We start from the raw sequence: 20,986 nt of genomic DNA on the forward strand, positions 1-20,986 counted from the left end.
TGGAGATTAAAACAGAATCGTTGTTGGACTGATGCCAAATAGCTAAAGCCCAACAACGCAGGTGAAAGTTAGCCTTTCAATTTTTCAGCTTTAGCAATCACTTGGTCAATATCGCCCACCATGTAAAAGGCTTGTTCTGGCAGATCATCAAGTTCCCCAGACATAATCATATTGAACCCTTTAATGGTTTTTTCCAGGGTGACATATTGACCCGGAGAACCCGTAAACACTTCCGCCACAAAGAAAGGTTGAGACAGGAATTTCTCAATTTTCCGAGCACGAGCCACCGTCATGCGGTCTTCTTCAGACAGTTCATCTAACCCTAAAATGGCGATGATGTCTTGCAGTTCTTTGTACCGTTGCAGGGTAGCTTGTACAGCACGAGCGGTGTTATAGTGTTCGCTACCGACAATCCCCGGCTGTAACATTGTGGAAGTCGAATCCAGAGGATCAACCGCCGGATAGATTCCTTTAGACGCCAAACCCCGTGATAATACGGTGGTTGCGTCTAAGTGAGCAAAGGTAGTGGCCGGAGCGGGGTCAGTTAAGTCATCCGCAGGGACATAAACCGCTTGAATTGAGGTAATAGACCCTTCGGTGGTCGAGGTGATGCGCTCTTGCAGTTCACCCATTTCCGTCCCTAGAGTAGGCTGATATCCCACAGCAGAAGGCATCCGACCTAACAGCGCGGACACTTCAGAACCCGCTTGCACGAACCGGAAGATATTATCAATAAACAGCAGCACGTCTTGTTTGCTGACATCCCGGAAATATTCAGCCATCGTCAGAGCCGACAGACCCACCCGCATTCTAGCTCCAGGGGGTTCATTCATCTGACCATAAACCAGAGCCACTTTAGATTGAGTCAGGTCGTTGGTGTTGATAACCCCAGACTCAATCATTTCATTGTAAAGGTCATTCCCTTCACGAGTCCGTTCACCCACACCGCCAAACACGGATACTCCCCCGTGAGCTTTAGCGATGTTATTAATCAGTTCCATAATAATAACGGTTTTGCCCACTCCGGCTCCACCGAACAAACCAATTTTTCCACCCCGACGATAGGGAGCTAACAGGTCTACCACTTTAATCCCCGTTTCAAATACGGCGGGTTTTGTTTCTAACTGAGTAAATGCAGGGGCGGGACGGTGAATAGACGAGGTTTCTTGGGTTTGTACCGGGCCAAAGCTATCAACGGGCTCGCCCACCACGTTGAAAATCCGTCCCAAGGTAGCAGGGCCAACGGGAACACTAATGGGGGCGCCCGTATCCACTACTTCCATCCCTCGGACTAAGCCATCGGTGGTACTCATGGAGACGGAACGGATTTGGCCGTCGCCGAGGAGTTGTTGGACTTCGCAAACAACGGAAACTTCCTGACCAACTTCGTTTTTGCCACTAATTTTTAATGCGTTGTAGATTTCCGGCAATTTACCGCTCGGAAACTTAACATCTACAACCGGGCCAATGATTTGAGTAATGTAGCCTACGTGTGTTTTTTCTGCGGTGGTGACCATGGGTTTGCCTATGGGTTAATACAAGCTGATTCCGAATTCATCTCGGAAAGCTTTAGAAGAATTTAATATTGCCATCTTTTAGGGTATCACGCTATCAGTCACCCGTTAACAAAGAGTTGGCTATTGGCTGCAACCCAGGTTAGACCTAATCCTACTCCTGTGTTCTTGTTTTCTTCTCTTCTTCTGCTTTCGGTTTCTTCCCCTGCTTCTCCTCTTCTGCTGCTCCTGCTTTCCCCAGTGGGGTTGGGGAGGGTTCAGAACTCTCCGTTAGAGGTTCGGGGTTTTTTTCTATTTTGTCAGTTTTTTCCGCTTGAGACGGTTCAGGTTGAGGTTCTGGAGTAACTTCAGGCTCCACCGAATCAACTAATGCTTTTTGTTTAACCCGGCGAATCGGTAAATTAGCAACTAAGGCGGTGACTCGGTTATCGCTTTCTAAATTAAATTCAGAATCATTGGTGTCGATTTCTACATAGCGGGACACCACTTCAAGGATTTCTTTTCGCATGGCTTCCACCATTTCCGGTGGTAAATCAGCCCGGTCATGGGCTAAAACAAATTTCAGACGTCGTTTAGCTGCTTCTCGACTACTCTGATTTGTTCGAGGAAAAAGTCGTTCTAGGATTTCATTAATTTTCATGGGGTGTTTGCAGGGTAACTACAGAGGCAGAAAAATCAAAAAACTAAGAGAAAAACCTTTAACCCACTTTAGAGGTAAACAAACGACGTAGTTTTGCAAAAAACCCTTCTGGACGGGGATTGAGATCCAAGAATGCTACTTTTTCCCCTTCAATGCGGCGCACGACATTATTAAACGCTTGGGCAGCTTGAGAGGCGTTTTCTGCTAATATCAACGGTTCTCCTTTATTGGTGGAAACAATCACGGTTTCATCATCAGGAACCACCCCAATTAAAGGAATCGCTAAAATTTCTTCCACATCCTGCACCGACATCATATCGTTAGCTTCCACCATCAAGGGTTTAATTCGATTAATTAATAGCCGAATTTGTTTAACGGAATTGGCTTCTAATAACCCAATCACTCGATCCGCATCTCGAACGGCAGAAATCTCTGGAGTCGTGACAATAATGGCTTCTTTAGCGGGAGCGATCGCATTTTGAAACCCTTGTTCAATACCCGCCGGACAATCAATTAAAATATAATCATATTTCCCCTCTAACATTTCTACTAATTGTTTCATTTGATCCGGGGTCACGGCTTCTTTCATGCGATTTTGAGCCGCAGGTAATAACACTAAACGGGCTTCTCGTTTATCTTTAACTAAAGCTTGTTCTAAGCGACATTCCCCGGATAAAACTTCCATTGCGGTATAGACAATTCGATTTTCTAAACCCAGGAGTAAGTCTAAATTTCTTAATCCAAAATCGGCATCAATCAGGACAACTTTATGTCCTCGTTTTGCTAATGCCATCCCCACATTAGCGGTGCAGGTTGTTTTTCCGACTCCTCCTTTTCCAGAGGTAATTACAATAACACGACTCATATTTGTATTCAGCAATAATTGATCCGGTGATTAGGATAACGTATTTATGCGCTTAATCGGTTAAGGCTCAAGGGTCAATACTCTGGCTTTAGCAACTTCCCTGGCGTGACTGATGCGAATACCGTTAGCATTAATATAAGCCACTTCAGGATAAACTTGTTCGGGTGATGTTTCTGGCCCCCGTGCCACTTGATCCGCAATCCGAATTAACTTGGGTTCCATTTGCAGGGCCATAATTAAACTGTTACGGTTGCCTTTAGCCCCGGCGTGGACATTTCCCCCTAAACGTCCCCAAATAATAATATCGCCATCGGCAATAATCGAACTACCCGGATTAACATCCCCAAAAATCACAATGGTTCCCGGATGACGAATATCCACCCCAGACCGCACCGTTTTTTTCAAATATAACGGTTCTGCTAAGGTGGATGGGGAAGGTTCCGAGACAGATTGAGTTAAGGTTTCCCGTTCTGCATCTTGATCAACACTATATCCTGCCATGACGGCGGCGACGGCGGTTTGACGACGACTGGTTTTAACCCGTTTCAGTTGCAGTTCGACTTCGTTTAAGGCTTCGGCGATATCTTGCAGTTGGCGAACATCTAATAACCGATTTTCGGCGATCAGATGCACCTCGGTTTGGGGTTGTTCTGCGTGTTCACCGCCATTGAGACGATGTTTGAGTTGTTGCCAAAGTTCTGTCCAGGTATTATTGAGGTTAGTCTCAGTATCTTCTCGATTATTTTCCGGTGGTAAGAATAAGAGTAATCGTCCATCTTCGCGCTTAAACCGGACTTGTAAATTCGGATCAACCTCCAGTACACTCGCAGGAGATTCAGGTTCAGTGGTGATCAACTCGGAGGTCGGGGTATCCAAAGACATAGATAAAAATGTAATGGGCAATCGTTCAACTCAATTGGTTATTCTAAGGGATCAGGGACAGATCTAATAACTTCAGGAAATTAGCTGAGGGGGTAGAAGCTAGAATTACCCCAGAGATTCAGAAATTTGAGTTCCCAACAAAAATGGAGAATAGGGGATTCGAACCCCTGACCTCTGCGGTGCGATCGCAGCACTCTACCAACTGAGCTAATTCCCCGTGCGAGTCAAACAATCCAGTGTGAGGAATGATGTCTGACTCCGATTTATTATTCTAACACAACGGAACCCCAGATTGTAAAGATTCTTGTAAAAAATTTTTTTGAATTCTGTCTAATTCCAGATCACCGAATCGATCCACAGCCCAATTAGCCCAGCGTTGGAGAAGATGCAGGGGGTAGGTATGGGCGATACCGACCACTTGAATATCAGCCCGTTGAGCCGCGATAATCCCGACAAAGGTATCTTCTAAAGCCAGACAGTCCGAGGGCTGTAAATTTAACTGGGGGTAGACTTGGTTTAAGGTTTGTACTGCTAATAAATAGCCTTCGGGTTCGGGTTTGCTGAGGATAATATCATCCCCCGTTACAATCACCGGAAAAGCTTCCATCAGCCCGATTTTATTTAAAATCAGTTCCACTTCTGGCCGGATCGCCCCCGTCACCAAGGCTAATTTTAGATCAGCTGCTTGCAAGTGTTGAATAAACTCCTCAAGACCCGGATAGATAGGAAGTTGTTCTAGCTGTTCTAAACGCTGTTTATAGGCAAGGGATTTACGTTCAATTAACTGATCCAAATAGCTATTGGTAACAGTACGACCGCAATAAGTTAACAAATCTGTTAAACAAGCCCGATCACTTCTTCCTAAACAAAATTTGCGAATTTCCTCCCGTTTAGAACGTAGGTTTTCTGCCAGTAACAATTCTTCTATCAGTTGTTCATGGATAGGCTCATCATTAATAATGACTCCATTAAAATCAAATAGAACTGCCTTTAAACTCATCGTCCAAACCCTAAACTTAAGAGAGGGAACAGGGAACAGGGAACAGGGAACAGCAATAATACTTTTGGCTGTTTTATGTCAGTTGTAAATGATTACAACCTCGGCGCAAATTGCTATAAGATTTGCTAATTATAAACTGATAACTGATAACTGATAACTGATAACTGATAACTGATTTTCATCTAAAACGTTCTATCGCTAACCAAGCCCGAAGAATTTCTCCCACTGACCAAGCTTGTGCAATACAGCCCTGGGGGTGCATGGGGGCATTGCCATCAAAAATTTCGCTAATACTTCCGATCCCGGCTGTTGAAAGATGGTTAATCATGGGGTCTAAAAAAGTACGGGCTATATTGGGATTTTGGAACACCCGCAAATGGGCGATCACAAACGGCCCTAACAGCCACGCCCAAACTGTCCCTTGATGATAAGCACTATCTCGTTGAATCGGATTTCCCCCATAATACCCTCGATAGTGAAAATTATTGGGGGCGAGCGATCGCAACCCAAAGGATGTCAGCAAAAACTGTCCGCAGGTTTCAACAACGGCCCGTTGCTGTTCGGGGGGCAGAGCACTGTTAGGCAAAGAAACAGCAAAAATTTGATTCGGACGCAAGGTGGCATCATCCCCATAAATGCCATCGATCACATCATAGCAATAGCCTAATTCAGGATGCCAGAACCGTTCAAACCGAGCTAAAGCTCGATCCGCTAGGGCATCATATTCTTGATAAGGTCTGCCAATTTGACGGGCAAATTTCCCCATGATTCGCAGGGCATTATACCAAAGAGCATTAATTTCAATGGGTTTGCCGATGCGGGGCGTAACAACCCAATCCCCGATCTTGGCATCCATCCAGGTTAATTGAGTTCCGGGTTCTCCGGCATACAGTAAACCATCGGCCGGATCAAGGTGAATATTGTAGCGAGTTCCTCGACAGTGAGAGTGAATAATATCCGTCAGTACAGGAAATAAATTTTCGATCACATCAAGATCTTCAGTGAGTTCATAATATTGACGAATGGCTTCAAAATACCAAAGGGTCGCATCAACGGTGTTATATTCTGGGATTTCTCCTTCGTCGGGGAAACGGTTGGGTAACATCCCTTGATCAACGTATTTGGCGTAGGTATAAAGAATCGCGCGGGCAATTTGTAGCCGACCTGTGGTGATGGTCAGACCGGGTAAACTAATCATGGTATCCCGTCCCCAATCACCAAACCAAGGATAGCCAGCTAGAATGGTTTTACAATAACCGTATTCAAAGCCCACGTCTTTCAAGCGTGGGATGTAGAATACCCGCCTTTAGGCGGAGTGAAGGCTAGTGAGAGTTTTGGTTAGCAATATACTTTTTGATAGTTTCACTAGAAACAGAACCAGCCGTCCCACAATAATAGCTTCGACTCCACAAAGAAGGTAGTTTAAGTAAATGAGGAAATTCTTTTCTTAATATTCTTGATGATGCCCCTTTGATTCTGAACATAATTTGATGTGGAGCAATCAAAGGGTGACAACTAATAAATAAATGCACATGATCAGGCATTATCTCCAGAGCTAGGACATCACATTCTAGCTCTTTTGCTTTTTGGTAGATAATTTCCTCTAATCTTCTGCTCACTCCGTTAACCAACACCCTTTTCCTCCTTTTTGGGCAAAAGACAAAATGATAGTTGATCAGACTAACTGATGTGTTTTTTCTTCTATATTGATTTTCTGTCATTGTCGATACACACGATTCATCAACCTTATGTTATCATGGATGACATGACAAAAATAACTCGGACGATTAAATTGAAATTCGTGGATCTCAACCGTTGTAAAGCTCAGGTGTTTGAGCAAATGACGGCAGAAAACACACGGGTTGCCAACAAGCTGTTGTCATTGCCGATTAAAGAACGGCGTAAAATGACAACAGCTAAAATTATGTCCGAGTTAAAATCTGCCCTTGTTAACCAAGTAATCCGACATACCACATCACCCACAGGTCGTAAAACCAAACAATATAAAGTTCTTCCTGTGGAAGTTAACAACCAAAACTGGAAGTTAACCCTAAAAGGGAATACTTATTCAATTAGTTTTCCAACCCTTAAAGGTGAAAAAAGAATTCCCATTGAAGTTGCATCTCCCCATTGGCAACCTGTTTTAGACGGATTGTTAGAGGGAACAATTCAAGGGGGTTCTTTTAAATTAATTAAACATCGAAATAAGTGGTATGCCTATCTGTCAATTACTGAGGATGTTCCAGAAGTTAAGACGGAGAAAAGATTAGGATGTGACCGAGGACAGAATAATTTAGCGGTAGTTGCACCTAAACAGGGTTTTGGTAAGTTCTTTAATGGTCAAAGCGTTAAGCATCGGAGACGTTATTTTCAACAACGAAGAAAACAACTTCAAGAAGCTAAAAAGTTTCGAGCATTAAAGAAATGGGACAAAAAAGAACGACGATGGATGGATGCAATCAATCATACAATCAGCCGTCGAATTGTTCGTTTTGCCGAATACCATAATGCTGATGTTGTTATTGAGGATTTAGAAGGATGTCGAAGCACAATGAAACAGAGCCAAAAATCTCGTTCTGATTCCGGTGAATCTCGACATAATTGGTCTTATTATTCTTTGGAACAGAAACTTAATTATAAGTTGGCTCTTAAAGGATTGAAATTAATTAAAAGACCTGCGCCATACACTTCCAAATCCTGTTCAACCTGTGGTTTTATTGGTAAAAGAAATCGACATGATTTCAATTGCCCTAATGGTCACTACCATAACTCTGATTTGAATGCTGCGAAAAACCTAGCTCAATGGGACGGTTTTTCTTGTCAGTTAGACCTACAGAGAGATGCTTCTGTAATGGATTCATCCGGTTTAACTGATGGGGTGCTTGGCACACCCCTGAACTCGGTGAATACAGTCAAACAAGAGTATATTCAACTGTCTCTGCTTGACTGGACTAGATACGAGAATCCCACCCCTTTAGCGTAGCGCAGGGGTGGGAGTGTCAACAACTGGATTTTCGGGGATGGGACGATTGACAATAAATTGATCCGCCGCAAAAACTAACTGTTGTATCCATTGAGGCGTTTCTCGGATGTTAGCCGGACAGCTATCTTGCCAAAATCCTAATAATTTGCGTTCGTAGGTGCGACGGACTTCTAAGGCGGCTTCTCCATTTAAACTAGGATTGGGTTCTGTACTCGCAACAAAACATAAAGATTCTCCGGGGTTTAAGGTGGCGGTGAAGGTGGCGGCTTGAAGATGATCTTCGTAATCTCTTAAGCCACGCTCGCGTTCCCGTGCTAAATCAAAGTTATAGTGCCATTGGGGGGTAGGGGTAACACTAGCGCGATCGGTTAATAAATAAAAAGGCACTGCTTCTGCAAAGGGAGTCACACAAACGCCGTTTTCAACGTGTTCGATCTGCATTTGCCAATTCCCGGCCTGGGTATCGCTATGATAATCTCGATAATTAACAAAAACTTTTAATGTCAGGGTAATAGGGCCAGAGGCACGAGTTAAACTATAACGAACGTAGGTAATATTCGCTTCGGGCTGCATCCAAATTCGTTTTTCCAGCAACGCATCGGCGCAGGCAAATTTCCAGGTGGGGATCGTTCGTTCTAACTGAAACCGTTCAATCTGGTGATGTCCATAACCGTCAATTGAGCCTCCGGCCCAACGGTTCGTATAAAGAGGGTAAACTTGTCCCTGATAGTTTACAAGGTCATCTATTTTCGCCACCAGTAAGGTACGACCCAAGGGAGGTTTTAAAGCCGCCACTAATAACCCTTGATAACGGCGTGTTAGTACACCTGCGATTGTTCCTGAAGCATAGCCACCGATCCCATTGGTGACTAACCATTCTCGTGCTTCAGCACTGGGCAAATTACAGCAAGTTTCTCGTCCAAAATTAATACTCATACTACCTTAAACACTCAAAATTTTGCATCAACAATAAAATTAAAGATTTAGAAGCCTTTCACCCTCTCAATTCACAACTTAAACCTCTACAACAGATGAAGGATCATTTGTCCAATTTCAGGATAGAATGTCAGTAATAACTGTTTACGACTCAAAAAGGTTGTCCTTGTTGACTCCACGTCAAGTACCAGCGTTATTTACTATAACGTTTTATCGTCTAAATCAAAACCCCCATTTGCTCAAATCGAACCTTGACTAAACCCCTTCCTCTCGTCTCTCAAAATATTGCGGTGTATTAACTGCCCTTTTTTGAGTTTTTGTCTTCAAAAGTATGATGGGATTATTAAATTTTGTGTTCCAATTGCTGAAGATTTAGTTTTATGACAAAGCCCGAATTTTTAACTCCTTTTCCTATTTTAGAACACTTAGATTCTAACCTCCCTAACTTTTGTGGTTGGGAAGCCCAAATCCAGGATCTTGTTAATCATAATTATCCCATATTTTTGCCAAAAACAAATTTAAACTTAGATAAAATCACGGCTGGCTTTGCTTGTGCGTTACATTTTCATCAACCCACGATTCCGGCGGGGGAAAATGGGGCATTAATCAGTAATCTTCAATATATGTATGAGCATCCCCAGGAAGGGGATAACCATAATGCGGAACCCTTTGCTTGGTGTTATCGGCGGATGGGAGAGTTTATTCCTCAATTAGTCGCCGAAGGATGTAACCCTCGAATTATGTTGGATTATTCCGGGAATTTATTATGGGCATTTGAGCAAATGGGGCGAGAGGATATTCTAAATTCTTTGAAAAAAATTACCTGCGATCCCAACTATCAACCCTATGTGGAATGGTTAGGAACTCTGTGGAGTCATGGGGTGGTTCCTTCAACTCCGATTCCTGATATTTTATTACAAATTCAAGCTTGGCAACATCATTTTGCAGCTATTTTTGGAGAAGAAGCTTTGAAGCGAGTTAAGGGGTTTTCACCTCCCGAAATGCACTTACCCAACCATCCCGATACCTTATATGAATATATAAAAGCGTTAAAAGATTGTGGTTATTGCTGGTTATTGGTTCAGGAACATTCGGTAGAAACCTTAGAAGGTGGCGGGCTCCCTCAAGAGCAAAAATATAGTCCTAATCGGTTAATTGCCCGGAATTCTCAGGGGGAAACGGTAAGCATCATTGCTTTAATTAAAACCCAAGGATCGGATACCAAATTAGTCGCCCAGATGCAGCCTTATTTTGAAGCAAAAACCAAACAAAAACAATTGATTTCTGGGGTTGAAATTCCGGCGTTAGTCACCCAAATTGCCGATGGAGAAAATGGCGGGGTGATGATGAATGAATATCCCCGTGATTTCTTTAGAATTTACTATGAAATGCGGGATCAAAATCCAGAAAATTCTGGAGTTGTAGCGTTGAATGGAACGGAATATTTAGAATTATTAGAAGCATCAGGAGTGAACCCAGAAGATTATCCTACCTGTCAAGGAGTTCATCAGCATAAAATTTGGCAACACGTTGATCCCCATCAAGCAACACCGGAAGCCGTTGAAACTGCGATCGCCCATTTAAAACAAACCGATCATTCATTTCAAATGGAGGGTGCATCCTGGACAAATAATTTAAGCTGGGTACAAGGCTATGAAAATGTTTTAGAACCGATGAAACAATTGAGTATTGCTTTTCATCAAAAGTATGATTCCTTAGTGCAGCAAAACCCCAATATTACAAAAGACGTTCATTATCAACAAGCGTTATTGTACAACTTGTTATTACAAACCAGTTGTTTTCGCTATTGGGGACAGGGAACCTGGACAGATTATGCTCAAGAACTTTATCGTCGAGGAATGGAATTGTTAAATTAATTCATTTTGGGATAAAAGTCGCTGAAATTATCTTATTGACCGTGTTATAGGAAGTTAGTCATCTCTAACTTCCTCGGAAACTGAACAAAACAATGCCATACTCTACTTAACCCAAGATAGAGGAAATCTCTACTGGACGTGAGTTACATTAATTAGTTACTGAGATTTCAGTATCAGAGATAACAATTAATTTAAAAAAAGAATGATTAACTGTCTAGCCAGCCCTCACCGCCGAGAATTTCGACGATAAATCGAGGGTACTTATAGACAACAGGGTGTAATTAATCATACAATGGAGGGTAATACCCCTCATTCGGGTAAACTTCCATTTAAAAGTCTATTTCAGAAATCAATTTCTTCCATCTTGTATTCAGAAATGGATCAACTTATTTGACCCAACCTTGACTGAGGGAGTGCCAAACCGTGAACAAAAGGCGAGTTCTACCCATTATCATTTCTAACCCTCCTGATCCCCCAGGGAAGTTGATTCTTTCCCCGACTTCTGCCAATGCCGAGGAAGATTATTTCCGTCGTTTCGTGGAATATTTACCAACGGCAGTGGCAATGGTTGACTCGCAACTGCGATATTTAGCCGTGTCCCGTCAATGGCAACAACATTATGCAGGTGGACATCCTGATTTAATCGGTTGTTCTCATCAAGACTGGTTTCCCCATTTACCCGAAATTTGGTATCAAAATGCTGAACAGTGTTTAGTGGGAAAATTACCTTATTGGGAACTAGAAATTTGTCAACCCTTGGTGAATGGTGCTCTGGAGTGGAAAAAATGGGTTGTTCAACCTTGGAAAACCGCATCAGGAACCATAGGGGGGTTAATGTTATCCCTAGAAGTCATTACCCCTCAAAAACAATTACAAGAAAAATTACAACTGACTCAACAAGCTTTTGAACAAGCGGCGACGGCGATTTTTGGGATGACGTTAGACGGTCGTTTTTGTTATGTGAATCAAGCCGCCTGTCGGATGTTGGGTTATACCCAAAGTGAATTGCTACAACTGAATATTCATGATATTGATCGAGATTTAACCCCTGTCATTTGGGGAGAATATTGCCAACAATTGCAGCAAAAAGGCTCATTAACCTTTGAGTCCCGTCATCAAAAAAAATCCGGTTTTATTTTTCCCGTTGACTTTACGATTAATTATTTAGAATTACAGTCTACTAAACCCGAGTTAACGGTTCAAGCTGAATTTGGCGCAGCGTGCGTTCTCTGTTCCCCATTAATTTGCGGTTTTGCGGCGGATATTTCTGACCGAAAAGCCACATCCTCTGCGGTGGTCGCATCCAAAGATCAATTAGAAGCGGTGTTGAATGCTGTCCCAGGGTTAGTGTCTTGGATTAGTTCGGATTTAAAATATTTAGGGGTGAATCGCCATTTAGCCAATTCTTACAATGTTCCGGCGGAAGAATTTGTCGGGAAAGAAGTCGGATTTCTGCAAAATAGCCCTAAATTTAATGAATTTGTCTATGAATTTTTTGCCCAAGATGCTTGGAAAAGCTCTAGGGAAATTACGGCTAATGTTCGTGGCGTTCCTTACACCTATTTAATTGTTGCTCAAAAATATCATCGCGGATCAGCGGCGGTTTTCGTCGGATTAGATATTACAGAACGACAAAAAATGGAAGAGGCTTTACGCCAAAGTGAAGGACAAGAAGCTAAACGACGAGCAGAATTAGAAGCGATTTTAAATCAGCTTCAACGCACTCAAACCCAACTGATTCAAACGGAAAAAATGTCAAGTTTGGGTCAGTTAGTGGCGGGAATTGCCCATGAAATTAATAATCCCGTGAATTTTATTTCAGGAAATATTGCCCATGCCAAAAATTATATTGAGGATTTAATGAAGTTATTAACTTTATATCAACAGCATTATCCTCAGATTATTCCTGAAATTGCTGATGAAATAGAAGAGATGAATTTGAGCTTTTTAAAACAGGATTTACCGAGAATTTTAGAATCGATGAAAGTCGGGTCAGAACGAATTCGGGATGTCGTGCGATCGCTGCGTCATTTCACTCGTTTAGATGAAGCTCAAATGAAATCTGTTGATATTCATGAAGGGTTAGATAGTACAATTTTAATCTTACAAAATCGCCTGCAAGCTAAAGCCGGACGACCGAGTATTAACTTAATTAAAGAATATAGTGCTTTACCGAAAGTGGAGTGCTACGCCGGACAATTGAATCAGGTGTTTATGAATTTACTCACCTATACCATTGATCAGTTAGAAGCAACCAGTTCTAAAGGAGATTTAACCACTCAACCTCAGATTATCATTCGTACCTATTTACCGGATAAAAATACCGTTGCTATCTCGATTTCTGATAATGGAATTGGAATGTCAGAAGTTGAATGTAAAAGTATTTTTGACCCGTTGATGACCTCACACATACAGGGAAAAGGAACAGGTTTAGGATTATCTTTGGCTTATCATTTAGTCACGGATAAACATCAAGGACAACTCAATTGTTTTTCTAGCTTAGGAGTCGGAACCGAGTTTTTAATTACAATTCCGTTAAAAAGTTAGATAGAAACTAAGCTATTTCTGCTAATCTATTGAACTATGGGATGGAACAATATTAAGATGAGGATTATTTCGATATAACTGATTAATTTTTTTCAGGGTTTCTCGATAAGCCGTTTTATCTGCAAACAATAAATCAGCAATGCGTTGAGGATAAATTAATTCTTGATAGGCACGGCTTAACCAACAAGCATCCGCAATTAAAAAATACTGTTTTCCGTTATTATCTGTTAAATATAACCCCATTTGTCCAACGGCATGACCCGGTAATTCAATGGCAATTAAACAACCATCTCCGAATAAATCAAACCCCTGTTCAAAGGGAGTTAAATTTTCAGGTAATTTTATGGCTTTATAATTTTCCGCAAAAATGACTCGTTCTTCAAAATTATCGGGCATTAAACCTGCTAAAAAACCAGCTTTTAATGCCCTCAAACCCTGTGTATTTTTGATCGCCTTATAACCCGACTGAAAACAAATAAATTCTGCTTTGGGAAAATCTTTTAATCCCCCAATATGATCCGCATGAAAATGAGAAATAATAATATATTGAATCTCCTCCGGTTCAATTCCTAACTGTTTGAGTTGAGAAATCGCAGTTTCTTGAGGTTTTAAATAAACCGGGGTTAATAAAGCATAAAGCTTATTGGGTAGATATTGTGTTTCTTGATAAAACCGTTCAGAATATCCCGTATCAAATAAAATCCACCCCATAGGATGACGAATTAAAGCAAATAACGCCGGGAAAATTATCGATTTCCAACTTTCCCCCGGAAGTACCATCGCTTCAGGGTGTGTACAATATCCCGCCTTCAAAAATGTAATTTCTACCATATTCTGTTGTTGTACTTTAACCTTATTTTATAAAGATTTCCAATATCTAACAAACTCATCTAAACCTTTTTCAATGGAAATTTGAGGTTTATACCCTAACTGGATTTTAGCCGATGTAATATCCAAAGTTTGACTAAAAGCTAATAATCCTAGAGTATAGCGCGTTAAAGCAGGTTCTCGACTGGGTAAAAAAGATTGATAAAACCATTCCATCCCCGTTGCTAAAGTGTATGAGATCGCGTAGGGTAAAGGTTTAAACTTTAAGGAAATATTCAATTTTTGTGATAATTTTTCTAATAAGGCTAATAATTCCATCGGTTCTCCATTGGTAATATTAAAATATTCTCCTAATTGTTGATCCAGTGCAGTTTGACACAATAATAACGCATCCACAACATTATCAACATAAGTCATATCTAAGATCGCCTTTCCTCCATTAATTAATGGAATACCCGTTGTTTCACTTACTTTTAATAGTCGGGGAAAAATCACCGTATCCCCAGCGCCAAAAATACCACGCGGACGAATAGAAATCACAGGTAAACCTTGTTGAAACCCACGATTAATTTCTTGTTCTGCTAATTGCTTTGTTTTAATATAAGGATGGATAGGATTTTGAACTAAATTATCGGTTTCTTTAATATTAAAGCGATGGGTTAAATTAAAATAAACCGCCGAAGTAGAAACATAAATTAAACGTCTGACATGATGAGTGAAACAACTTTCAATAATATTCCGAGTTCCGATAACATTCGTTTTATAAAACTCTTCTTCTCGTCCCCAGGGAGAAGATAAAGCCGCACAATGAAAAACATCTTCTTGTCCAGACATTGCTGATAATATAGCATCAGAATTTGTAATATCAACGGGTAAGAATTTAAGTCCTAATTGTTGTAAGCAATCGCCTATAATTAAGTTACGTCCTAAAATTGTCACATCCTGACCTAAAGAATGCAATCTCAACGCTAATTTCTGACCTAAAAATCCAGTTCCACCCGTGACTAAAACTTTTTTCATAACTTAATTTTTTTTATTCATTTATTAAACCTGCCTTTAATACATCATTTGTTAACTGTTTTAAAGATTTTCCTTGCGAAATTGCCAATGCTTGTAAACGAGAGTAAATAGCAGGTTGAATCGCAATTTTAGGGGAAGGATCACCCAGTAAGGGGGATTTTAAGGGTTTAACATGATAATTAAGTTCAACTTGAGATAATTCTGAATCCTGCCATGTTTCAGGTTTTTGATTAAAAATCAAAACTCCGCTAATTCGTTGTAAAACTGTTTTTTCGCTATTAAATAATAGTACCGCATCTCCTGAAATTTGACTTAATAATAATATTGAAACATTCAAGAGAGTTTGTTTACCTAAGATTTTTTCATCTTGATGTTTGAGACGAAACCATACATCAATTGTTGGCTTAAATCCGTAATTTTCTAGCATTAGATATTGTGTTGCTGGTTTTTCCGGGGAAACGCCAATAATAATTCCAGAATTAAATAATCGTTGGTCTTCCCCAGGTTGCAAATCGAATTGATTAGATAAAATATCGTAGATATTATTAGAATTAAAATTTGTTTCTAGTCTGAGTTCATAATCTAATGACATTAACTAATTCCTCCTGAATTTTAAAAAGGAAAGAATGGAATAATCTGAGCATCCTTTGTTATAATTATAATCTCTTCTAAACCTTCAATAGAACTTTCAATAAGCTGCTGTTTGAGATTCTTAACAGAAACTTTACTATCTGCTAGATTTAGAATAATCCGACTAGCTTGTTTTCTTTCTACCTTACTCCGAATTGTTTCAATAATATTGTAGAAATTGGCAGTTGATGGAGCATAACAATCAAAAATCCTACCTTCTATTTTATAATCAGGCTCTTTATCACCAGATATAGCAGGGTTTTGTTCTACATTATACCCGGCATTTGCTAAAATTATAGCTGACTCATTTTCTCGGCATTTACCGCGAATGGTATCGACATCATCATGAACTCGAATTTTAGCTGGAGAACCTGTTGGTCTTCCTCCGGTTTGTCCTGATGGTTGAGTTGGTGTCATTGGAATTTAAAAACTCGCTCTCAGCCTTCAATAGATACTTATATCATTAATTCGTGTTTCCTCAATAGAAAAATTCGACATAATACAGAAAGAACAATATTCTGTTATTCTCCTAAAATTCCATGAACCTTGTTGATTATCTTCGCATTAGTTTGATTGACCGTTGTAACTTCCAGTGTCAATATTGTATGCCCGAAGGAGCAGAAATTGATTATATCCTGCAACAGAATTTGTTGACTCTGGATGAACTATTAACGCTGTTGCGAGAGGTATTTATCCCCGTTGGGTTTACTCGATTTCGGTTAACCGGAGGTGAACCTTTATTACGTCCGGGGGTGGTAGAGTTGGTCAAACAAATTAACGCCTTTCCTGAAACAAAAGATGTGGCGATGACAACTAATGGCTTTTTATTAGCAGGAATGGCAGAGGATCTATATAAAGCTGGACTGCGACGGATTAATATTAGTTTAGATTCCCTTGATCCTGATATTTTTGATCAAATTATCGGCAACCGAGGACGCAGCCGATGGCAACAGGTTTGGGAGGGAATACAAGCTGCTTATGAGGTGGGTTTTAATCCTTTAAAATTAAACGTTGTGGTAATTCCTGGGGTGAATGATCATGAGGTTTTGGAGTTAGCAAAATTAACAATTGAACGACAATGGCACGTTAGATTTATTGAATTTATGCCCATTGGAAATAACGATTTATTTGCTGATCGCGGTTGGATTTCTTCAGAAGAATTAAGACAACAAATTCGAGAAAAATGGGGATTAGAAACTGCACAGGTGAGGGGAAACGGCCCTGCGGATGTCTTTCAAATTCCGGGGGCGAAAGGAACATTAGGATTTATTAGTCAGATGTCAGAATGTTTTTGCGATCGCTGTAACCGCATGAGATTATCGGCTGATGGCTGGTTACGGCCTTGTTTACTCAATGAAACCGGACAAATTGACTTAAAAACTCCTCTGCGTCAAAATGTGACGTTTGAGGAGTTACGAGAACAGGTGAATAACCTATTAACAATTAAACCCGATATTAATTTTAAACAACGGGACTCTGGTACAACAGGAAATTACTCTCGAACCATGTCCCAAATTGGGGGATAGCAGCCTGATTGATTTTGGATTTAGGGTTTAATAATAACCGGGTGGGGTACGTTATTTTTAGCCGATAACGCCCCACATAAAATAGAACGGTGAGGAACTCTTAGGCTTGACGTGAATAATATTCAACCACTAACAGTTCGTTAATTTGTAAAGCCACCCATTCCCGTTCAATGACGCTATTCACCTTCGCAGTTAATTTTTCTTTATCTAACTCTAAATGGCTAGGAACGTTGGCTAAACCGGGATATTGTAAATTGGCTTTTACCAGTTCACGGGATTTTTCAGTATTTCTGATCCCAATTAATTCGCCCGGTCTGCATTGATAGCTAGGAATGTTCACGCGATGACCATTAACGGTAACGTGACCATGACTGACTAACTGACGAGCCGCCGGAATTGTAGGGGCCATTCCTAAACGGAAAATGGTATTATCCAAACGCATTTCCAACAGTTGCAGCAACACTTGACCCGTAGAACCAGAGGCGCGGCGAGCTTTACGGACATAGCGTAATAGTTGGCGCTCAGACACACCATAGTTATAGCGCAGTTTTTGCTTCTCTTCTAACCGAATCGCATATTCTGAACGTTTGCGACGGGCTTGACCGTGTTGTCCAGGGGGATAGGCCTTTCTGGGGGTCTTCCGGGTTAATCCGGGTAAATCGCCCAAACGACGAACGATTCTCAGACGGGGGCCTCTATATCGAGCCATCTAACTTCTTCTCCGCATAAAATTTTTTGCACCAATCTTTTATTATAGTATGTATCTAACTAGAATGGTCTAGTTTTTGAGTAATGCTCGAAACCCAGCTTGCTGAAAATGAGTATCGGCGGTTAGTGCATCCGTAATTCCTCGATTTCCCATAACGATAAATGACAGACAATCGACTAAACCCCATTCTTTATCTTTTCGCTGTTTAAACAAATTGAATGCAGCCATATACAAATCATGAGTCAACAAGACAATTTCCACACTGGGATCAGCTTCAAGAGATTCTAATAGTTGGATTGCAGCCATTCTATATTTTAATTTAGAAAGTGCATTACCAATTTCTAGTAAAATAGCTTGAGTAGTAACTAAACGGGCTTGACTAGCTTGCAGTTGAGCAGCCAATTGAACAGCCCGTGCATGATGTTGATCCGTAATTGAAGAAAGCGCGATCGCAAAGGAAGTATCTAAAAAAACTTCATTCATGATCAGAAACAGTTTCCCCATATAAATACTGATCAATTTTCTCAGACCAATCTGGATTCCCTTGTAGCTGTAAAGATTGAGCGGTTTCAAAAAATGTTTTTTGGGGTTTTTCTTGAGGTAATATTGTTTCAACAATAATTTTAACCCTTGTACCTATATCCAGGTTTAAGGGAGATTCCAGTTGCAGGGATTTACCATCAAATATGGCATTAATTTCTTGAATCATAATAATTAAAATGCTCTCAAGCCCGTTTTTTAATGATTTAGATTAATTCCATAATAGCATTTTTTAGAGAGGCAGATCGTGAGTTTCGGGTAACACAACAACCCAATACCGAAACCCGGTTTCTATAATTTTGGAGGGTTGGGATATGCAAGGCTGCCATCTCTGATACTCTTAGCTCCTGATCTTTTAAGATTGAAAGCATAGGAGTTGACAGACAACCTATCTCGTGGTTAGATTGCAGGGCTGAATGTGTAGAGCGATCATGTGAATGTCAGGGCAGCGACTGTTACAATAGATTGTCTTTGTTATAAAACTACTAGAAGTAAGATATGCCAGGAAAACAGATCCCCGATAGTGCTATCGAGCTAGTTGCTAAGCACATAAATACCAGAAGTAATAAAAATCACGGCATTCCAGTGATTGGACATAAAGAAAATATAGAAACGCCTCAAATCTTTGAAATTATTCAGTTTGACAAAATTGATGATAGCGATAGGAGGTTCTATGCGATAGATGGTAGCTACAACAGTGAGCAGTTTTATAATGGTCTAGCCATAGCAATTTATGCTGCTGGTTACATTTGCTTTCATCAAGGTAAGCAAATATAGATCCATATCTTGTTGTTGTTGAACCCATAGCAGAACATCAAAAATTATGGGCCTATGCTATATCTCACTGGTCGATACCCGTTACAAATGGTTATGGTAGACGGATTCGATATTTTGTTTTTGATAGCCAAAATCATAAATTGATCGGGATTATTGGACTTTGTGACCCTGTAATTGGTCTGGGAGTACGAGATGAAAATTCTATTAATTGGACAAAAAATCAGAAATTGAAACGGCTGTATAACTGTATGACAGCCTATATTTTAGGAGCAATCCCTCCCTACAATCGAGTGCTTGCCTCAAAATTAGTTGCTCTTGCTGTAATGTTTCCAACAGTGCGTCAAGACTTTTATAGAAAATATAAGAATAAATCTTCTCTTATTACAGGAGAAAATAAAAAATCCGATCTTGTTTATATTGATACGCTAGGAGCTTTCGGAAAGTCAGCAATTTATAATCGCTTGATTAACTGGGAATTTGTTGATTATACTAAAGGTCAAAGTCATCTTCATATAACAGTAAATGGAAGTTGGGAACTAATTAAGCAAGTTGTACCACCGGAAGTTTTTGAAACATACAAATATGGAAAGGGGCCTAATTGGAAAATGCGTATCTTAAAAAGGGGACTAAGAGAACTTGGGTTATCAGAAGATATGTTAAGTATTGGTTGGCAGAGAGCATACTATCGTTGCCCATTGGCAGAAAATTGGAATGAATATTTATTAGGAGAGACAGATTCTGTTGTCTGGCGAAAATTTACACAAAAAGACTTAGTAACTTATTGGCATCAAAGATGGGTTAATCCCAGAATGGATGTACTACAAGCTAAACTAGATGAGGAATGACCCTAATCTCCCACTAAGCATGGTCTAACTTTTGCCACATAGCCCAGATCGACAAGCCAGACTTCGCCACGCTCAGGACTATTCATAATCAATTTCTTGTTGATCTAATGCTAAGAATAACTCTTCAGCATTTAAGATAAAGTCTTCATCTGTCAATGGTGGAAAGTCAAAATGCACAAGCCGCCTCAAGATTTCTAGCCCAATCTCAAGTTGCTCTGCGTCAGCCAAACTATCAAAAGTATTAAGAATCTTTTGAGCTAAGGCCGTCATAGTTTTTCACTCCTGTAATGAGTAAAGCATTGTGACTAAACTCCTCTATTAATTTATTTTACTGCAAACCCCAAAGGATCGCACCTTTGCTGTGGGCTTGATACCAGTGAATTTTTGCTTCACATCCATACGAGCAAAAGAATTACCTTTATATTAATTCTCTATTACCCAGCAAGATAGATTTATTTTCCTAGATAAATCAAACCTTATGTAGAGGTCAATTGATTTTCCCTAAAACAGAATAAAAGTAAGGATTTAGAGAACGTGTGATGGTTTAACCTTGATTTCAATCAAGATTCTAATTAAAAAAGGAGTCAATTATGACTGGACAAATGTGTTGGCTCTCCCGGTGTGGAGGCGATGGCAAAAAAATTTTACATTTGCGCCTTGATGTCAATAAACCTTGGGTTCCTTATTATTTAATGGCTAATTATTCTGTTCCTGATTATCCTATTCCAGGTGGTTCTAAAGGGTGGGCTACCTATCAAAAATTATTTAAAGCAGGTTGGAAATTAGAACCCACTCCCCAGCCCGCATTTCAAGATCAACAAATACCAAAAGCAGCTTAAGGATGTTAAACCTTGAAAAATTTATCAA

General features: G+C 40.3%; 22 protein-coding genes, 1 tRNA gene and 1 pseudogene. 7 read left to right on the top strand and 17 right to left on the bottom strand.

Annotated features, from left to right (window positions below; all coding sequences use genetic code 11):
- Positions 1 to 68: 68 nt before the first annotated feature.
- The 8 genes and pseudogenes from atpD to tnpA all read right to left on the bottom strand — a co-directional run bounded on the left by atpD (position 69) and on the right by tnpA (position 6,622).
- Positions 69 to 1,517, bottom strand: a complete 1,449-nt coding sequence (atpD, locus tag PL9214_RS14615) for a F0F1 ATP synthase subunit beta (protein ID WP_072719540.1) — start codon at positions 1,515 to 1,517, stop codon at positions 69 to 71.
- A 151-nt stretch (positions 1,518 to 1,668) separates the two neighbouring features.
- On the bottom strand, positions 1,669 to 2,154 hold the full coding sequence (gene minE, locus PL9214_RS14620) for a cell division topological specificity factor MinE (protein WP_072719541.1): 486 nt from the start codon (positions 2,152 to 2,154) through the stop codon (positions 1,669 to 1,671).
- Between the two features lie 58 nt (positions 2,155 to 2,212).
- The gene (minD, locus tag PL9214_RS14625; RefSeq protein WP_072719542.1) at positions 2,213 to 3,019 is read right to left on the bottom strand and encodes a septum site-determining protein MinD; all 807 of its coding nucleotides are present in this window, start codon (positions 3,017 to 3,019) and stop codon (positions 2,213 to 2,215) included.
- Positions 3,020 to 3,079: 60 nt separating this feature from the next.
- On the bottom strand, positions 3,080 to 3,901 hold the full coding sequence (minC, locus tag PL9214_RS14630) for a septum site-determining protein MinC (protein ID WP_072719543.1): 822 nt from the start codon (positions 3,899 to 3,901) through the stop codon (positions 3,080 to 3,082).
- A 144-nt stretch (positions 3,902 to 4,045) separates the two neighbouring features.
- A tRNA-Ala gene (locus PL9214_RS14635) sits at positions 4,046 to 4,118 on the bottom strand.
- A gap of 54 nt (positions 4,119 to 4,172) precedes the next feature.
- Positions 4,173 to 4,901 (bottom strand): HAD family hydrolase, encoded by a 729-nt coding sequence (locus tag PL9214_RS14640; RefSeq protein WP_072719544.1) that lies wholly within the window; start codon positions 4,899 to 4,901, stop codon positions 4,173 to 4,175.
- Positions 4,902 to 5,079: 178 nt separating this feature from the next.
- Positions 5,080 to 6,150, bottom strand: a pseudogene (locus tag PL9214_RS14645) (amylo-alpha-1,6-glucosidase); the annotation flags it as partial.
- Positions 6,151 to 6,223: 73 nt separating this feature from the next.
- Positions 6,224 to 6,622 (bottom strand): IS200/IS605 family transposase, encoded by a 399-nt coding sequence (gene tnpA, locus PL9214_RS14650; RefSeq protein WP_072717176.1) that lies wholly within the window; start codon positions 6,620 to 6,622, stop codon positions 6,224 to 6,226.
- Between the two features lie 35 nt (positions 6,623 to 6,657).
- On the opposite strand from tnpA, the gene PL9214_RS14655 reads away from it, so the two are divergent.
- Complete coding sequence (locus tag PL9214_RS14655) at positions 6,658 to 7,884, top strand: RNA-guided endonuclease InsQ/TnpB family protein (protein WP_222425192.1); 1,227 nt, start codon at positions 6,658 to 6,660, stop codon at positions 7,882 to 7,884.
- Here the strand turns inward: PL9214_RS14655 and PL9214_RS14660 are convergent.
- Positions 7,876 to 8,820 carry a glycogen debranching enzyme N-terminal domain-containing protein gene (locus PL9214_RS14660; protein WP_072719545.1) on the bottom strand — a complete coding sequence of 315 codons (945 nt, stop codon included), beginning with the start codon at positions 8,818 to 8,820 and terminating at the stop codon, positions 7,876 to 7,878. The two genes, PL9214_RS14655 and PL9214_RS14660, sit on opposite strands and share 9 nt — an antisense overlap.
- A 380-nt stretch (positions 8,821 to 9,200) precedes the next feature.
- On the opposite strand from PL9214_RS14660, the gene PL9214_RS14665 reads away from it, so the two are divergent.
- Positions 9,201 to 10,697, top strand: coding sequence for a polysaccharide deacetylase family protein (locus PL9214_RS14665; RefSeq protein ID WP_072719546.1), 1,497 nt, complete (start codon positions 9,201 to 9,203; stop codon positions 10,695 to 10,697).
- 423 nt (positions 10,698 to 11,120) lie between these two features.
- Entirely contained in the window at positions 11,121 to 13,244 is a 2,124-nt protein-coding gene (locus tag PL9214_RS14670; RefSeq protein WP_245824253.1) for a PAS domain S-box protein, read from the top strand.
- Positions 13,245 to 13,265: 21 nt separating this feature from the next.
- Here PL9214_RS14670 and PL9214_RS14675 read toward each other — a convergent pair whose 3' ends face one another.
- The 4 genes from PL9214_RS14675 to PL9214_RS14690 are packed head-to-tail and all read right to left on the bottom strand — an operon-like array spanning position 13,266 to position 16,139.
- Positions 13,266 to 14,075 carry an MBL fold metallo-hydrolase gene (locus PL9214_RS14675; protein ID WP_072719547.1) on the bottom strand — a complete coding sequence of 270 codons (810 nt, stop codon included), beginning with the start codon at positions 14,073 to 14,075 and terminating at the stop codon, positions 13,266 to 13,268.
- Positions 14,076 to 14,102: 27 nt separating this feature from the next.
- Positions 14,103 to 15,092 (bottom strand): NAD-dependent epimerase/dehydratase family protein, encoded by a 990-nt coding sequence (locus PL9214_RS14680; RefSeq protein WP_072719548.1) that lies wholly within the window; start codon positions 15,090 to 15,092, stop codon positions 14,103 to 14,105.
- A 13-nt stretch (positions 15,093 to 15,105) separates the two neighbouring features.
- A complete protein-coding gene (locus tag PL9214_RS14685; RefSeq protein ID WP_072719549.1) occupies positions 15,106 to 15,684 on the bottom strand; it encodes a SitI3 family protein in 579 nt (192 codons plus the stop codon).
- A gap of 20 nt (positions 15,685 to 15,704) precedes the next feature.
- On the bottom strand, positions 15,705 to 16,139 hold the full coding sequence (locus tag PL9214_RS14690) for a CdiA C-terminal domain-containing protein (protein ID WP_072719550.1): 435 nt from the start codon (positions 16,137 to 16,139) through the stop codon (positions 15,705 to 15,707).
- A 122-nt stretch (positions 16,140 to 16,261) separates the two neighbouring features.
- Here PL9214_RS14690 and moaA point away from each other — a divergent pair, with 122 nt between their 5' ends.
- Positions 16,262 to 17,248, top strand: coding sequence for a GTP 3',8-cyclase MoaA (gene moaA, locus PL9214_RS14695; protein WP_072719551.1), 987 nt, complete (start codon positions 16,262 to 16,264; stop codon positions 17,246 to 17,248).
- Positions 17,249 to 17,348: 100 nt separating this feature from the next.
- Here the strand turns inward: moaA and rpsD are convergent, their stop codons facing one another.
- The 3 genes from rpsD to PL9214_RS14710 all read right to left on the bottom strand — a co-directional run bounded on the left by rpsD (position 17,349) and on the right by PL9214_RS14710 (position 18,666).
- Positions 17,349 to 17,957 (bottom strand): 30S ribosomal protein S4, encoded by a 609-nt coding sequence (rpsD, locus tag PL9214_RS14700; RefSeq protein ID WP_072719552.1) that lies wholly within the window; start codon positions 17,955 to 17,957, stop codon positions 17,349 to 17,351.
- Between the two features lie 69 nt (positions 17,958 to 18,026).
- Positions 18,027 to 18,440 carry a type II toxin-antitoxin system VapC family toxin gene (locus tag PL9214_RS14705; RefSeq protein WP_072719553.1) on the bottom strand — a complete coding sequence of 138 codons (414 nt, stop codon included), beginning with the start codon at positions 18,438 to 18,440 and terminating at the stop codon, positions 18,027 to 18,029.
- Entirely contained in the window at positions 18,433 to 18,666 is a 234-nt protein-coding gene (locus PL9214_RS14710; protein ID WP_072719554.1) for a hypothetical protein, read from the bottom strand. Before PL9214_RS14710 ends, PL9214_RS14705 begins: the two co-directional genes overlap by 8 nt.
- Before the next feature lie 329 nt (positions 18,667 to 18,995).
- On the opposite strand from PL9214_RS14710, the gene PL9214_RS30635 reads away from it, so the two are divergent.
- Positions 18,996 to 19,274 (top strand): hypothetical protein, encoded by a 279-nt coding sequence (locus PL9214_RS30635; protein WP_072719555.1) that lies wholly within the window; start codon positions 18,996 to 18,998, stop codon positions 19,272 to 19,274.
- A 26-nt stretch (positions 19,275 to 19,300) separates the two neighbouring features.
- On the top strand, positions 19,301 to 20,119 hold the full coding sequence (locus tag PL9214_RS14720) for a Druantia anti-phage system protein DruA (protein WP_245824275.1): 819 nt from the start codon (positions 19,301 to 19,303) through the stop codon (positions 20,117 to 20,119).
- A 78-nt stretch (positions 20,120 to 20,197) separates the two neighbouring features.
- Here PL9214_RS14720 and PL9214_RS14730 read toward each other — a convergent pair whose 3' ends face one another.
- Positions 20,198 to 20,389, bottom strand: a complete 192-nt coding sequence (locus PL9214_RS14730) for a hypothetical protein (protein WP_072719556.1) — start codon at positions 20,387 to 20,389, stop codon at positions 20,198 to 20,200.
- A 320-nt stretch (positions 20,390 to 20,709) separates the two neighbouring features.
- Here PL9214_RS14730 and PL9214_RS14735 point away from each other — a divergent pair, with 320 nt between their 5' ends.
- Entirely contained in the window at positions 20,710 to 20,958 is a 249-nt protein-coding gene (locus tag PL9214_RS14735) for a hypothetical protein (RefSeq protein WP_072719557.1), read from the top strand.
- Positions 20,959 to 20,986 lie beyond the last annotated feature (28 nt).

Origin of the sequence: Planktothrix tepida PCC 9214 (genome assembly GCF_900009145.1) — a bacterium.
Taxonomy (GTDB): domain Bacteria; phylum Cyanobacteriota; class Cyanobacteriia; order Cyanobacteriales; family Microcoleaceae; genus Planktothrix; species Planktothrix tepida.

Coding starts and splice junctions, on each gene's coding strand:
- atpD (WP_072719540.1), bottom strand. CDS start 1,517: ATGGTCACCACCGCAGAAAAAACACACGTAGGCTACATTACTCAAATC.
- minE (WP_072719541.1), bottom strand. CDS start 2,154: ATGAAAATTAATGAAATCCTAGAACGACTTTTTCCTCGAACAAATCAG.
- minD (WP_072719542.1), bottom strand. CDS start 3,019: ATGAGTCGTGTTATTGTAATTACCTCTGGAAAAGGAGGAGTCGGAAAA.
- minC (WP_072719543.1), bottom strand. CDS start 3,901: ATGTCTTTGGATACCCCGACCTCCGAGTTGATCACCACTGAACCTGAA.
- PL9214_RS14640 (WP_072719544.1), bottom strand. CDS start 4,901: ATGAGTTTAAAGGCAGTTCTATTTGATTTTAATGGAGTCATTATTAAT.
- tnpA (WP_072717176.1), bottom strand. CDS start 6,622: ATGACAGAAAATCAATATAGAAGAAAAAACACATCAGTTAGTCTGATC.
- PL9214_RS14655 (WP_222425192.1), top strand. CDS start 6,658: ATGGATGACATGACAAAAATAACTCGGACGATTAAATTGAAATTCGTG.
- PL9214_RS14660 (WP_072719545.1), bottom strand. CDS start 8,820: ATGAGTATTAATTTTGGACGAGAAACTTGCTGTAATTTGCCCAGTGCT.
- PL9214_RS14665 (WP_072719546.1), top strand. CDS start 9,201: ATGACAAAGCCCGAATTTTTAACTCCTTTTCCTATTTTAGAACACTTA.
- PL9214_RS14675 (WP_072719547.1), bottom strand. CDS start 14,075: ATGGTAGAAATTACATTTTTGAAGGCGGGATATTGTACACACCCTGAA.
- PL9214_RS14680 (WP_072719548.1), bottom strand. CDS start 15,092: ATGAAAAAAGTTTTAGTCACGGGTGGAACTGGATTTTTAGGTCAGAAA.
- PL9214_RS14685 (WP_072719549.1), bottom strand. CDS start 15,684: ATGTCATTAGATTATGAACTCAGACTAGAAACAAATTTTAATTCTAAT.
- PL9214_RS14690 (WP_072719550.1), bottom strand. CDS start 16,139: ATGACACCAACTCAACCATCAGGACAAACCGGAGGAAGACCAACAGGT.
- moaA (WP_072719551.1), top strand. CDS start 16,262: ATGAACCTTGTTGATTATCTTCGCATTAGTTTGATTGACCGTTGTAAC.
- rpsD (WP_072719552.1), bottom strand. CDS start 17,957: ATGGCTCGATATAGAGGCCCCCGTCTGAGAATCGTTCGTCGTTTGGGC.
- PL9214_RS14705 (WP_072719553.1), bottom strand. CDS start 18,440: ATGAATGAAGTTTTTTTAGATACTTCCTTTGCGATCGCGCTTTCTTCA.
- PL9214_RS14710 (WP_072719554.1), bottom strand. CDS start 18,666: ATGATTCAAGAAATTAATGCCATATTTGATGGTAAATCCCTGCAACTG.
- PL9214_RS30635 (WP_072719555.1), top strand. CDS start 18,996: ATGCCAGGAAAACAGATCCCCGATAGTGCTATCGAGCTAGTTGCTAAG.
- PL9214_RS14730 (WP_072719556.1), bottom strand. CDS start 20,389: ATGACGGCCTTAGCTCAAAAGATTCTTAATACTTTTGATAGTTTGGCT.
- PL9214_RS14735 (WP_072719557.1), top strand. CDS start 20,710: ATGACTGGACAAATGTGTTGGCTCTCCCGGTGTGGAGGCGATGGCAAA.